The sequence below is a fragment of the Ralstonia flatus genome (assembly GCF_958439105.1).
GTDB lineage: Bacteria > Pseudomonadota > Gammaproteobacteria > Burkholderiales > Burkholderiaceae > Ralstonia > Ralstonia flatus.
On record NZ_CAUDLI010000013.1, the window covers coordinates 1 to 13,384 of the forward strand.

9 protein-coding genes and 1 rRNA gene are annotated in these 13,384 nt (G+C 63.5%); 7 read left to right on the plus strand and 3 right to left on the minus strand.

What is annotated here, in order from left to right; genetic code table 11:
• The 6 genes from rrf to R2676_RS23575 form a co-directional block, all read left to right on the plus strand.
• Positions 1–87, plus strand: a 5S ribosomal RNA gene (rrf, locus tag R2676_RS26260); the annotation flags it as partial.
• 331 nt (positions 88–418) lie between these two features.
• Complete coding sequence (gene imuA, locus R2676_RS23555) at positions 419–1,375, plus strand: translesion DNA synthesis-associated protein ImuA (RefSeq protein ID WP_206274333.1); 957 nt, start codon at positions 419–421, stop codon at positions 1,373–1,375.
• On the plus strand, positions 1,308–2,891 hold the full coding sequence (locus R2676_RS23560) for a Y-family DNA polymerase (protein ID WP_206274334.1): 1,584 nt from the start codon (positions 1,308–1,310) through the stop codon (positions 2,889–2,891). Before imuA ends, R2676_RS23560 begins: the two co-directional genes overlap by 68 nt.
• 6 nt (positions 2,892–2,897) lie before the next feature.
• Positions 2,898–6,137: an error-prone DNA polymerase gene (locus R2676_RS23565; protein WP_206274335.1), complete on the plus strand. Its 3,240-nt coding sequence runs from the start codon at positions 2,898–2,900 to the stop codon at positions 6,135–6,137.
• A gap of 524 nt (positions 6,138–6,661) precedes the next feature.
• A complete protein-coding gene (locus tag R2676_RS23570) occupies positions 6,662–7,195 on the plus strand; it encodes a helix-turn-helix domain-containing protein (protein WP_206274336.1) in 534 nt (177 codons plus the stop codon).
• 146 nt (positions 7,196–7,341) lie between these two features.
• Entirely contained in the window at positions 7,342–8,499 is a 1,158-nt protein-coding gene (locus tag R2676_RS23575) for an SLC13 family permease (RefSeq protein ID WP_206274337.1), read from the plus strand.
• On the opposite strand, the gene R2676_RS23580 is transcribed toward R2676_RS23575, so the two are convergent.
• Positions 8,496–9,329, minus strand: coding sequence for an aldo/keto reductase (locus R2676_RS23580; RefSeq protein ID WP_206274338.1), 834 nt, complete (start codon positions 9,327–9,329; stop codon positions 8,496–8,498). The two genes, R2676_RS23575 and R2676_RS23580, sit on opposite strands and share 4 nt — an antisense overlap.
• 130 nt (positions 9,330–9,459) lie before the next feature.
• Here R2676_RS23580 and R2676_RS23585 point away from each other — a divergent pair, with 130 nt between their 5' ends.
• Complete coding sequence (locus tag R2676_RS23585) at positions 9,460–10,365, plus strand: LysR family transcriptional regulator (RefSeq protein ID WP_206274339.1); 906 nt, start codon at positions 9,460–9,462, stop codon at positions 10,363–10,365.
• A 55-nt stretch (positions 10,366–10,420) separates the two neighbouring features.
• On the opposite strand, the gene fusA is transcribed toward R2676_RS23585, so the two are convergent.
• Both fusA and R2676_RS23595 read right to left on the minus strand, forming a co-directional pair.
• Entirely contained in the window at positions 10,421–12,523 is a 2,103-nt protein-coding gene (gene fusA, locus R2676_RS23590; RefSeq protein WP_027678874.1) for an elongation factor G, read from the minus strand.
• A 128-nt stretch (positions 12,524–12,651) separates the two neighbouring features.
• Positions 12,652–13,383, minus strand: a complete 732-nt coding sequence (locus tag R2676_RS23595) for a Crp/Fnr family transcriptional regulator (protein WP_206274340.1) — start codon at positions 13,381–13,383, stop codon at positions 12,652–12,654.
• Position 13,384 lies beyond the last annotated feature (1 nt).

Below are 13,384 nucleotides of genomic sequence, written 5' to 3' on the forward strand. Positions count from 1 at the left end.
ACCCCTTCCCATCCCGAACAGGACCGTGAAACGACTCCGCGCCGATGATAGTGCGGATTCCCGTGTGAAAGTAGGTCATCGCCAGGCTCTCCATCTAAACACCCCAGCTCTCACAAGAGCTGGGGTGTTTGCCTTTGGGCGCTCTGCTTCGATACCCAGCTCCTCCTGGCCATCCTAGTCCCGGAGTCAGAGCCCAAACCTCCCTGCCAAATCCCCTTTAAAAAGTGACCTTTACGCCGGTTTTATTGGCAAGGAAAGACCATCACTTTTCGCGAGGTTCGTCTTAAATCACCTCAACGCCAATGCTTGAGGTGGGCTATCGCTGTCTCGCGATACATTCGCAAAACTAGGCTGCGTTGAAGGAAAGTTGTGATACTGTATATTTATACAGTATTCATCGGCTTGCCTTGGCGTTTCCATGTTTGCGTTGTCCCCGTCTCTTTCCATCGCCGAAGGTGTGGCGGAATATCCCGTCGCCGCTGCACACACGGCGCCTGTCTCTCGTCCGGCTGCGCGAAAAGCTCCGGCGGTGTTATCTCCAGAAACGTTGCATCCGGCGTTGTGGAATGCAGGCCATCTGGCGCGAGGCGACGGACGTGTTCTGACCACTGGGTATGACGCGTTGGATGCCGAGCTGCCTGGCGGTGGTTGGCCTCTCGGTGGATTGACCGAGCTGCTGTGCCCGCAATCCGGTATTGGTGAATGCCGATTGCTGCGTCCGGCGCTGTCTACGCTCAGCATGAACGCCCGCCGCATCGCGCTGGTCGCGCCGCCGCATCTGCCGAATGCAGTGAGGCTGGTGGGCTGGGATTTTTCTCCTGAACAAATCGTCTGGGTGCGTGCTGGCGAGTCGGCTGATCTTCTATGGGCCGCCGAGCAGCTTCTACGCAGCAAGGCTTTCGATGGTGTGCTGATCTGGCTGAGCCGGGCACGTCCAGGAGCGTTGCGCAGGCTGCAAGTGTTGGCACAGGGCGGTGAGAGCGCCATCTGGGTGTTTCGGCCGACTCATGCGCAACGAGAGTCGTCGCCGGCGGTGCTGCGGCTGGGGCTGGAGCCGGCTGGCGCCGATGCCCTGTCCATCCTTTTTCATAAGCGGCGCGGGCCGTTGCGTGAATCTCCGTTGCTGTTGCCATTGGCGGATCCGCTTCGGGCCGGTCGCGCCTCCGTGCGTCCGTTGCCTGTTCCGCCCGTCGAGCCATTCATCATGGATCCGGCCACGGCGAAATTGCTGGCCGCGCTTTCGTCTCCTTCGTCTTCTGTGGCGTTCGACGCTTTGTCGGACGTTTCCGATCCAAACACTCCCGATCATGCCGTTCTGGATCGCGGTGCATCTGCCCCGTCTCCCTCTCGACGCGCTTCGACCCCGGTGGTCTGATCCAGCCACGCTGCCGTTGCCGGTGGTGGTGCTGGAGCAGGAGCGCGTGGTGTCGGCCAACCGTTTGGCGATGCGCGAAGGCGTACACGCGGGCCTGCGTCGAGCGGGTGCCCAGGCGCTGGTGCCGCACGCTATACAGCTTGATCGTGACATGGCGGCCGAGACGCGGTTGCTGCAATCGCTGGCGCTGGCGCTGCTGGCATTCACGCCGCATGTCACGTTGGACGTGGCGGATGAGGCGACCGTGTTGTTGGAGGTGGAAGCCAGCTTGCGCCTGTTCGGTGGACATCGCGCCCTGTGTCGGGCAGTGAAGTATTGCGCGGTTCGGTTGGGCGCCATGCCGCAGCTTGGCACCGGGCCGACGGCACGCGGCGCGGCATGGCTTGCCAGTGCGCGGCCGGCGCCGATGCGTGGCCGTCGTCGCACGGCAGGGCGTCAGGGGCGCGCGAGGAGGGCGGTTCGGCAGAAGCGGCTGTCGGCGTTGCTTGATCAATTGCCGATCGATGCGGTGGCGCGACTCACGCGGCCCGATTGGCTTGAAGGCCTCGGCTGCCGCACGCTGGCCGATTTGCGGGAGTTACCACGTAGCGGCCTGCGGCGGCGCTGCGGGCCGTTGCTCGTAGATACGCTCGACGCGGCGTATGGCAACGGGCACGAAAGCTTCACCTGGTTTACCGCGCCGTTGCGCTTTGATGTGCCGTTGGAATTGTCTGGCCGCATCGATAACGCGGAAGGTGTGCTGGCCGCCACGGAGCAGTTGTTGTTGCAGCTGGTCGGCTGGCTGTCGGCGCTTCAACTGGGCGCCAAGACGTACCGACTCACGCTGGAGCACGAACGCCGGCGTGGCCGGAGCAGTGAAGATGCCGCCTCCTCCACGCCGGTGGAGATCGCGCTGGCGCAGCCGGTTCGCACGCTGGCGCACTTGTCGCGGGTGCTGCACGAGCGCATGCATCGGCTCACGCTGATCGCTCCGGTGGTCGAACTGCGTCTGACGGTGACCGACGCTACGCCGCTCGCGCCGCCTACGGAATCGCTGTTTCCCGAGCCCGGTGGTCGCGCTGAAGACGCTGCACGCCTGATCGACACGCTGATCGCTCGGCTGGGTGCCGAGAACGTACTTCACCCGCAGCCGTGTGCCGACCATCGCCCCGAGCGTGCCAACCACTGGGTCGAGGTGAATGCCGCGACGACCGCGCAGAGCCGTGCCGCCGCGCGTCAGGCATTGGCGCAATGGCATGCGCAGCAGCCGGAGCGGCCGCTGTGGCTGCTGGAGAAGCCGATCCCGTTGCTGACACGTCAGCATTATCCGTATTACCGCGGGCGGTTGCGGCTGGTGTCGATGCCTGAGCGTATTGAATCCGGCTGGTGGGACGACGATCTCATCAAGCGCGATTACTTCATCGCCGAAGGAGGAAAAGGCGAGCGTTACTGGGTGTATCGCGAGCGCGTTTCTGCAAGCCAGGCCAACACGGGAGACGAAGACGCCCGCTGGTATCTGCACGGTTTGTTCGGCTAAGCAGTCATGACTTCGGCCACGCCATTTCCCACGCTGCCTGACTATGCCGAGCTGCATTGCATCAGCAATTTCACGTTCCTGACTGGCGCGTCGCATCCGCACGAACTGGTGGAGCGTGCCAAGCTTTACGGTTATGAAGCGCTGGCCTTGACCGACGAATGCTCTGTAGCCGGCACCGCGCGAGCGCTTGTGGCCTCCAAGGAGTATGAGCTGAAGCTCATCATCGGCAGCCGCTTTACGGTGCGCAACGCCGATGGCGAACCCTGGCTGCGGCTGGTGCTGCTGGCGCAGAACATCGAGGGTTACGGCAACCTGAGCGAGATCATCACGCATGCGCGGCTGGCCGCACCCAAAGGCCAGTACCGCTTGCTGGCTGACGATTTGGCCGCGCCTAAAGGGGACCTTGCCCACCTGCGTGGCGTGCCCGATTGCCTGGCGATTCTATTGCCCGATTACGATCCTGATCCGCAGCAATTGCTGGCGCAGGCGTGGTGGTGCCAGCGCGTGTTCGGTGACCGGTTATCGATTGCGCTGGAGCTGCCGCTACGACACGCGGATGATCGCCATCGCGGCACGGTCGCGGCGGTGTCGGAACAGGCCGATGTGCCCATGGTTGCGACCGGCGGCGTGCAGATGCACACGCGCCAACGCAAACCGCTGCACGACGTGCTGACCGCCATCCGGTTGTCCAAACCGCTGTCCGAGTGCGGTTTGGAACTTGCGCCCAGCGCTGAACAGGCGATGCGCACGCGCGTGCAACTCTCGTACCTCTATCAAGGCGAGCGTGGGAAGAAGATCCTGCGTCGGACGGTGGAGCTGGCGGCGTTATGCAATTTTTCCCTCGACGAGATCGAATACGAATATCCGAGCGAAGTCGTGCCGGAAGGCATGACGCCGGCCGAATACCTGCGTGCTGAAACATTGGCCGGTGCCGCGCGACGCTATCCAAAAGGCGTGTCGAAGAAGGTGCGCGAGCAGATTCAGGAGGAACTCGGACTGATTGCCGAACTGGGCTACGAGCCGTTCTTCCTGACCGTCTATGACGTGGTGAAGTTCGCGCGCAACGAAAGGATCCTCTGCCAGGGACGCGGCTCGGCGGCCAACTCGGCGGTGTGCTATTGCCTGGGGATTACCGAGGTGGATCCGAGCGATGGCAACACGCTGTTCGCGCGCTTTCTTTCGCGGGCGCGCAATGAGCCGCCCGACATCGACGTCGATTTCGAGCATCAGCGTCGCGAAGAGGTCATCCAGTACATCTACAAAAAATACGGTGTGACACGCACCGCGCTGGCAGCTGCGCTCATCACCTACCGCACGCGTAGCGCATTGCGTGACGTCGGTCGTGCGTTGGGCATCGATCTGGGCATCATCGAGCAGGTGGCCAAGGGGCAGGCATGGTGGGACAGCCGCAAGGAATTTGCGCAGCGCGCAGGCCAGCAGGGGCTGGATCCGGAATCGCCGCTGGTGCTGCGCTGGGCGCAGTTGGTGGATCAGTTGCGTGGTTTTCCGCGCCATCTGTCGCAGCACGTGGGCGGGTTCGTGATTGCGCAGGGCAAGCTTTCGCGCCTGGTGCCGATCGAGAACGCCGCGATGGAAAACCGCCGCGTCATCCAGTGGGACAAGAATGATCTTGAGTCGCTGCGCTTGCTGAAGGTTGACGTGCTGGCATTGGGCATGCTGACGGCTATCCGTCGCACGCTCGATATGGTGGATGCGTTGCCTGGCCGCCGAGCGCATTACAAAACGACCAACAAACTCGTCATGCAGGACCTGCCCAAAGAAGACGAGGAAACCTACAACATGATCTGCCGCGCCGAGACCATCGGCGTGTTCCAGATCGAATCGCGTGCGCAGCAATCGATGTTGCCGCGCCTGCGTCCGCGCGAGTATTACGACCTAGTGATCCAGGTAGCCATTGTTCGTCCGGGACCAATCCAGGGCGGCATGGTGCATCCGTATTTGCAGCGGCGTGAGGCGGTGCGTAATGGCGATACCGATTGCGTGACGTACCCCGGCCCCGAGGTAAAAGCCGTGCTCGAGCGCACGCTTGGCGTGCCGATTTTTCAAGAGCAGGTCATGGAGATTGCCATGGAGGCGGGCGACTTTACTCCGGATGATGCCGACCGCCTGCGTCGCGACATGGCTAACTGGAATCGCAAGGGGAACCTCACAGAGCATCAGGAGCGGTTGTTAAGGGTGATGGTCGAAGAAAAGAGCTATGACCGTGCTTTTGTCGAGGCCTTGTGTAGTCAGATGGAAGGTTTTGCCGAATACGGCTTCCCCGAAAGCCATGCGGCAGGCTTTGCCAAGCTGGCTTACGTCAGCAGTTTCCTGAAATGCCACGAGCCGGCGGCGTTTTTTGCGGCGTTGCTCAACAGTCAGCCGATGGGGTTCTATTCACCGTCGCAACTGGTGCAGGAGGCGCGGCGCAGCCATGTGCGCGTGCTGCCGGCTGACGTGACGGCCAGCGTTTGGGACAGCACGCTGCATCTCCGCGCCGATGGCGAGGTCGGCGAGAATGGCCTGGTGCAGCCCGATATCCGCCTCGGGTTGAATCGCATTCGAGGCATGCGCAAGCCGGCTGCCGAGCGCATCGAAGCGGCTCGCGCCCAGGCACCATTTACCAGTGTGGAGGATCTCGCCCATCGCGCCGCGCTCGACCGTCACGACCTGAACGTGCTGGCCGCAGCCAATGCGCTGAAGTCGCTGGCCGGCCACCGTCGTCAGGCGCTCTGGCAAACGCTCGCCCTGCAGGAGCCCGGCCACGATCACGCGCTGCTGCGCCAGGCCCGTCCGGTGGAGGCGCCGCTCGAGCTACCCGCGCCGCCCATTGGTGAAGAGGTGATGGCCGATTACGGCAGCCTTGGTTTGTCACTGCAGAGCCATCCGCTAAGGCTGCTGCGCGCACGGCTCGAGCGTATGCGTTTTGCCACTGCTGCCACGCTGGCCGGTTATCGCAACGGACAATTGGCGCGCGCTTGCGGCATTGTCACGGTGCGGCAGCGACCAGGCACAGCCAACGGCACGATCTTCGTTTCCATTGAAGACGAAACAGGCGCCATCAACGTCATCCTCTGGCCTCACTTGATCGAGCGTCAGCGACGCGAAGTGTTGAACGCTCAATTGCTGGGTGTCTACGGCAAGTGGCAATGTGAGCGCGAAACCCGACACCTTGTCGCCCAGCATCTGGTGGATCTGACCCCACTTTTGGGGCGGCTCGCCACTTCCAGCCGCGATTTCCATTAATCCGGCCCCTCCACAACTGCCCGTCGCATCACCTCCGGCACGGCAATTGCGTGATGAGAGGCACGCGCCGTCGCCTGACCGTGACGCAGGAGGCTCGAGCGGTTCTCTCCCGCCGAGCCCCTCCGATTGGTGGAGAGGGCAAGCGCGGATCGACGAAACGTGGTGCGGGTGCAAGGATTTGCGCTTGAGGGATCACAAAAATGGTCTGCCAAGCGAAGAAAGCGGCATCTACGAGGGAACTGACCCTCAAGCCGCCTTGTCACCATAAACATGGTGGATGAGATGCGCTTTCATCACGCGTCGATATTGGGTGCAGTCGAAATTACGTCTACTCTGTAGAAAACACATCACGGAGGCCACCCCCAAAAACGTGTGCAACGGCGTGCATAGATCAGACGCATGCCGTCGTCGCGCTGTGTATGACGGCGGATGAAGGTGCAGTTCAACCCAATCCGCATATTTTCAGCCCATCGTTCGGGTCCAGACCCGGCGGTGTTTCCCATCTCAGGTGCAGGAGCGAACAGATGGAACAGCCTTTCAAGCAGTTACACAGTCTGCGCAAGTCGCGCAAGCTCAAACAGGAAGATGTCGCCAAGATGGCCGGTATCTCACGCGAAGCGTATCTGCGCGCGGAATCCGGTCGGGCCGATCCCCGCCTGTCGACGCTGATGGCCGTGGCCGGTGCGCTGGGGCTGGAGGTCGTTCTGGCTCCGCGCGAAGCCGTCGCCGAAATTGAGCGCGTGATCGCCAATCACCCGGCTCAGCCGACGCAAGGCGGCGGCGGGGCGGATGCCGGCCACGAGCGATCGGAGCACGGCTCGGTGGGCGGCACGGGCGGCGGTCATGGCCTGGCCGGCCAATATCGCGGGCCGGAGCGCCATCCGCAGGCGGCGTATCACCCGGGCGCCTCGCATAGCCAGGCTGGCCAGCAAGGCGCACCGCATGCCGGCGGCAGCGCAGAGGACCGCTCTCGCATGACGTCCTCGGACCGGCCAGGTGCAGGCGGTTCGTCGGGTGGCTCAGACCGTCCGGGCGGCTCGGGTTCGCGCGAATCGTAAGCGAAGTCTCCTTTGGTAAGCGGCCGGGCACGTTAGCGCGCCCGGCCCGCGATTGAGCGCAAGAGGCAGCCGCTCTACAATCGGCCTGCAAACTGCGCTCCGCTGGTTTGTGCGCGCCCGCGCCAACGTTTCCTTTTTCTTCTGGTATGCACGGCGATCCGCCACGCAAGCACATGGCGCAAGCCGTGCCCCAACACCCGCCGTTCTGGCACAACCTCAAGCAAGACGTTTTCTTTTGGGCGCTGCTCGTCATCTGCGGCGCGCTGACCCTCGTAGCGCCCAAGCGCATCGTTGACTATCCGACGCTGATTGACTGGCACACCATTGCTGCGTTGGCCGGCTTGCTCATCCTGACCAAAGCGGTTGAGGCCAGCGGCATGCTGCAGTTGCTCGGTCGCCGCCTCGTCGAAGTGGTCAGCAGCCAGCGTGTGCTGGCCCTCAGCCTGGTCGCAGCTTCGGCAGCGCTGTCGACCGTGTTGACCAACGATGTGGCGTTGTTCGTGATCGTGCCACTCACCGTCGGCTTGCGGCAGGTGGCCAGTCTGCCGGTGGCGCGGCTGGTGATATTCGAAGCGCTGGCGGTCAACGCGGGCTCGGCGCTTACGCCGATCGGCAACCCGCAAAACCTCTTTCTGTGGCATCAATCGGGCCTGTCGTTTGGTGCGTTCGTCTGGCAGATGACGCCGATGGTCGTACTGCTGATGGCCTTGCTGCTGGCGGTGACGTGGCTGGCCTTTGCCTCGCACGAAATCCACCTGCATGCCGAAACCGCCGACGTGGAATTGCACAAACGCCTGCTGGTGCCTGCGCTCTTGTTGTACGTGCCGTTTCTGGTGCTGACCGATCTGGGCCACCCGTTGGTGGCGGCAGCCGGGTTGATCGTCCTGTACCTCATCGGCGCGCGCTATGTGCTGGCGCGGGTGGACTGGGGCCTGCTGCTCGTGTTCATGCTGATGTTCATCGACCTGCGGCTGGTGGCGCAGCTTGGCATCGTGCGGCAGGCGCTGGATGCACTGGCGTTGAGCAATCCGATGCATCTGTATTGGGCCGGCATTGGCGTATCGCAGATCATCAGCAACGTGCCGGCGGCGATCCTGCTGGCCGAGTATTCGCACGAGTGGCCGATGATTGCCTTTGCGGTGAGCGTGGGCGGCTTCGGCACGCTCATCGGGTCGCTCGCCAACCTCATTGCGTTGCGCATGCTGGGCGACCGCCGTGCGTGGTGGGTGTTTCACGCGTACTCGATGCCGTTTCTACTGGCTGCGGCGGGCATCGTGTACGCGTGGCTGATCTGGCTGCGTTAGGCCGGCACGGCATCCCAATCGGGCGCAAAGGCCGGTTGGACGTAACGCAGCGTCTTTGGCAAGGCGGCAATGGCGGCACGATCTGCGTCGTCCAGGCGCAGCCGCAGTGCGTCGAGGTTCGCCTGCTGGCTTTCACGCCGCTGGGCCTTTGGGATGGCGATCACATCCGGCTGGTCCAGCAACCATGCAATGGCCACCTGTGATGCCGACGCGCCATGCTTGCGGCCAATCGCCTGCAGCGTGGCATCTTCGGCCGCGCGTCCCTGCGCCAGCGGCGCGTAGGCGGTCAGCGGAATGCCCTTGCCGCGCAGGTAGCCCAGCAGCGCCGATTGGTCCAAAAACGGGTGGTATTCCACCTGCACGCACGCGAGGGGCGCGCCGATCGTGTCGATGGCGGTTTTGAGCATCGGCAGGTTGAAATTACACACGCCAATGGCCCGCACGCGGCCGCTTTCACGCAGCGCCATCATCGCTTCCATCGTTGCCGCCATGTCCATGCCGGGCGCGGGCCAGTGGACGAGATACAAGTCGACGTAATCGAGTTTCAGCTTGGCAAGGCTCTGCTCCAACGCCAGAGGAACGGCGCGCGGCGCAAGTTGGTCATGCCAGACCTTGGTGGTGACGAACACCTTTTCCCGCGGCAGGCCCGAGGCAGCGATGGCCGCGCCGACAGCGTCTTCGTTGGCATACATCGCGGCGGTGTCGATGTGCCGATAACCGAGCGCGAGCGCGCTCTCGACGGCGGGTTGGCACACGTTGCTTGCCATGCGGAATGTGCCGAGCCCCAGCCGGGGAATGGAAACACCTTGCGTCTTCAATGCGTGTTGCATATGCAGCTCCTGCGGTTGTCATGAACGATGGACGGCCATGGTGCCGATTGCCGATCTTTGAATAAAGTGCGTACCATGCAAATCATTCGTGAAAAAATTCCCGCAATAACCGCGGAAGGGAAGGGATTGCATGACGTTCGATGGGCAATTGTTCTCCGGCATTACGCTGCTGGCGGCCGTCGTGGAAAGCGGCAGCTTCGTGCGCGCGGCCGATGCGCTCGGGTTGTCACCGTCCGGAGTGAGTCGCGCCGTCAGCCGGTTGGAAGCGCGCATCGGCGTGCGGCTGATTGAGCGGACGACGCGTTCGCTCACGCTCACCGACGAAGGCCGCCGCCTCTACGAACAGGTCAGCCCACACCTGACGGGCATCGCCGACGCCGCGGCAATGGCCTCCGGTGCGGTGGGGGCGGTGCAGGGGCGCTTGCGGGTGAATGTCGATCCGTTTTTCTCGCGGATGGCGCTCGCGACGCCGGTGGCCGGTTTTCTGGAGCGCCATCCGGACTTGTCGCTGGAACTCATCATGCGGGACGACGTCGGCGATCTGGTTGCCGACGGGTTTGATCTGGCGATTCGCTTCGGGCCGCCGCCCGTGGGTTCCTTCGTGGCGCGCAAGCTGGTCGAGACGCGCATCGTGACAGTGGCATCGCCGGATTACATCGCACGGCGCGGCAAGCCCGCGCACCCGCGCGATGTGCCCTCACACGAGCGCATCCTGTTCTACAACCCGGTGACGGGGCGCCCCTACGAGTGGGAGTTCTGGCGCCAGAATGAACGCATCGAGATCCGGCCCGCCGGGCGGTTGATGGTGTCCGACGTGCGCACGATGCACGCAGCATGCGTTGCCGGCGCCGGCATCGCCCAGGTGATGGCGCTCGGTACGGAAGCGTTGCGGCGCAGCGGTCAGCTGGTCGACCTGTTCCCGGATTGGCCGGACGAGCGCTTTGCGTTGTACGCGCTGTATCCGTCGCGCCGTTACCTGCCGGCCAAGGTGCATGCGTTTATCGATTTCTGCATCGAGAACCTGCCTCCGGGCTAACGCACAAAGCACTGCGGCCGCGCTAGGCGGCCGCAGCGGATCAAGCAAAAAAACGTCAGACCTTCTTGGCTGCCATCACGGCTTCCGACACGTTGCGCGGTGCTTCAGCGTAGTGCTTGAACTCCATCGTGTACGTCGCGCGGCCCTGGCTGAGCGACCGCAGGTTGGTGGAGTAGCCGAACATCTCGGCGAGCGGCACCTCGGCGTGCACGACCTTGCCGCCGCCGCCCGGAATGTCTTCGGTGCCTTGCACCATGCCGCGCCGTGACGACAGGTCGCCGATTACGTTGCCCATGTAGTCTTCCGGCGTTTCCACTTCCACGGCCATCATCGGTTCCAGCAGGATGGGACCGGCCTTGCGCATGGCCTCTTTGAAGGCCATCGAGCCAGCCATGCGAAACGCGTTTTCGTTCGAATCCACATCGTGGTACGAGCCGAAAGTCAGACGCACCTTCACGTCCACCACCGGATAGCCCGCCAGCACGCCCGTGTTGAGCGTGTCACGGATGCCCTTGTCCACCGCCGGGATGAACTCGCGCGGGATCACGCCGCCCTTGATCTCGTCGACGAACTCGTAGCCCTTGCCGTCGTTGGGCTCCAGCGTGATGACCGCGTGGCCGTACTGGCCGCGTCCGCCCGACTGCTTGACGAATTTGCCTTCGACGTCTTCCGCGGCCTTCTTGATGGTTTCGCGGTAGGCCACCTGCGGCTTGCCGACGGTCGCTTCCACGCCAAACTCGCGCTTCATGCGGTCGACCAGGATTTCCAGGTGCAGTTCGCCCATGCCCGAAATGATGGTCTGGCCGGATTCCTCGTCCGTCTTCACGCGGAACGACGGGTCTTCCTGCGCCAGTCGGTTCAGGGCGATGCCCATCTTTTCCTGGTCGGCCTTGGTCTTGGGCTCGACAGCCTGGCTGATGACGGGCTCAGGAAATTCCATGCGCTCCAGCACGATGACGTGTTCCGGATCGCACAGCGTTTCGCCGGTCGTCACGTCCTTCAGGCCGACCGCAGCCGCGATGTCGCCAGCCAGCACTTCCTTGATCTCTTCGCGCTGGTTGGCGTGCATCTGCAGGATCCGGCCCAGGCGCTCGCGCTTGCCCTTGACCGAGTTGTAGACCGTGTCGCCCGAGTTGATCTTGCCCGAGTACACGCGGAAGAACGCGAGCTGCCCGACGAACGGGTCGGTCATGATCTTGAAGGCCAGGGCGGCGAAGGGTTCGGTGTCGCTGGCATGGCGCTCGAGGGGTTCGTCCTTCTCGCCGTGGCCCTGGATGGACGGAATGTCCACCGGAGACGGCAGGTAGTCGACCACCGCATCGAGCATCGCCTGCACGCCCTTGTTCTTGAACGCGGAGCCACAGAGCATGGGCACGATCTCGCCGGCGATGGTGCGCTGGCGCAGGGCCCGCTTGATCTCGGCCTCGGAGAGCGTCTCGCCGCCAAGGTATTTGTCGAGCAGGGCCTCATCGGCCTCGGCAGCGGCTTCGACCATCTTGTCGTGCCATTCCTGCGCGGTGGCCTTCAGCTCTTCGGGAATGTCGGTGTACTCGAACTTGACGCCCTGGCTGGCGTCATCCCACACGATGGCCTTCATCTTGACGAGGTCCACCACGCCGCGGAAACCGTCTTCCGCGCCAACGGGAATCTGGATCGGTACCGGGTTGCCCTTCAGGCGATCGCGCATCTGGCGCTCGACGCGGAAAAAGTCCGCACCGATGCGGTCCATCTTGTTGACGAACGCGATGCGCGGCACCTTGTACTTGTTGGCCTGGCGCCAGACGGTTTCCGACTGCGGCTGCACGCCGCCCACGGAGTCGTAGACCATGCACGCGCCGTCGAGCACGCGCATGGAGCGCTCCACCTCGATGGTGAAATCGACGTGGCCGGGGGTGTCGATGATGTTGATGCGGTATTCCGGGCGGTCCCCCGCCATGCCGCGCCACATGCAGTGCGTCGCGGCGGACGTGATGGTGATGCCGCGCTCCTGCTCCTGCTCCATCCAGTCCATCGTGGCCGCGCCGTCATGCACCTCGCCTATCTTGTGATTGACCCCGGTGTAGAACAGGATGCGCTCGGTCGTGGTGGTTTTGCCGGCGTCGATGTGCGCCGAGATGCCGATGTTGCGATAGCGCTCGATGGGGGTCTGGCGGGGCATGATGTTTCTCTTCCGTTGAAGGACACTCGCATCGCCGACTCCGCACCATGCGAAGGGCGAATGTGCGAGTGGGAACACATTATAGGATCGGTCCTAACCCATCGCATGTAGGGGTATTGGATGAAATTTCATCCCCTGCCCATCTCATATCCGAGCTGGTGGAGGCGCGCAAAGTCCAGCAGTTCGATTTCTCCGTAGGCCAGCCTAAGGATGCCGCGCGCTTCGAAATCCTTCAAAACGTGGTTCACGGTCTGACGGGACAGGGAGAGCAACTGCGCAAGCTGCTCCTGTGGCACGTGAAGCACACGCCGCGTGCCGAGGCGCAGGTCGCCGTAGCCGTCCGCCATCAGTAGCAGGCGCCGCGCCACCCGCACGGGGGCGGGCAGGAGGGCGGTTTCTTCCAGCACGATGAAGGTCAGGCGCAGCTTGTGAGTCAGCAGCAGGGCAAACGCATGCAGCAGCGCGGGCGAGCCCTCCAGCAGGGCGATCAGCGCCGCCTGCGGCATATGCAGCAATGTCGTAGGGCCGTCGGCGCGGGCGTCATGCGTGCGGGGCTGGCGGTCGAACACGCCGATCTCGCCAAACCAGTTGACCGGCTCCAGCACGGCCAGCAAGGCTTCGCGCCCGTCTGCGCTGGTGGCGCCGATCCGGATCGTGCCTTCCACCACACAGTACAGACCGTCGGGCGCGTCGCCACGCTGGAAGAGGATCTCCCCCGCCCCCAGGCGCCGCACGGCGGCAATGTCGATCAATGCGTCCTGCAAGGTCGCGTCCAGCGTGCCAAACCAACTGCTGGCGTGCAGGCGTTTGCGGTAGGAGCGGGCGTCCAGCGTGCCGGATGGGGCGACGGGGTGGTCCATG

Bases quoted from the DNA above. Each gene is read 5' to 3' on its own strand.
- imuA (WP_206274333.1), top strand. From the start codon at position 419: ATGTTTGCGTTGTCCCCGTCTCTTTCCATCGCCGAAGGTGTGGCGGAA.
- R2676_RS23560 (WP_206274334.1), top strand. From the start codon at position 1,308: ATGCCGTTCTGGATCGCGGTGCATCTGCCCCGTCTCCCTCTCGACGCG.
- R2676_RS23565 (WP_206274335.1), top strand. From the start codon at position 2,898: ATGACTTCGGCCACGCCATTTCCCACGCTGCCTGACTATGCCGAGCTG.
- R2676_RS23570 (WP_206274336.1), top strand. From the start codon at position 6,662: ATGGAACAGCCTTTCAAGCAGTTACACAGTCTGCGCAAGTCGCGCAAG.
- R2676_RS23575 (WP_206274337.1), top strand. From the start codon at position 7,342: ATGCACGGCGATCCGCCACGCAAGCACATGGCGCAAGCCGTGCCCCAA.
- R2676_RS23580 (WP_206274338.1), bottom strand. From the start codon at position 9,329: ATGCAACACGCATTGAAGACGCAAGGTGTTTCCATTCCCCGGCTGGGG.
- R2676_RS23585 (WP_206274339.1), top strand. From the start codon at position 9,460: ATGACGTTCGATGGGCAATTGTTCTCCGGCATTACGCTGCTGGCGGCC.
- fusA (WP_027678874.1), bottom strand. From the start codon at position 12,523: ATGCCCCGCCAGACCCCCATCGAGCGCTATCGCAACATCGGCATCTCG.
- R2676_RS23595 (WP_206274340.1), bottom strand. From the start codon at position 13,383: ATGGACCACCCCGTCGCCCCATCCGGCACGCTGGACGCCCGCTCCTAC.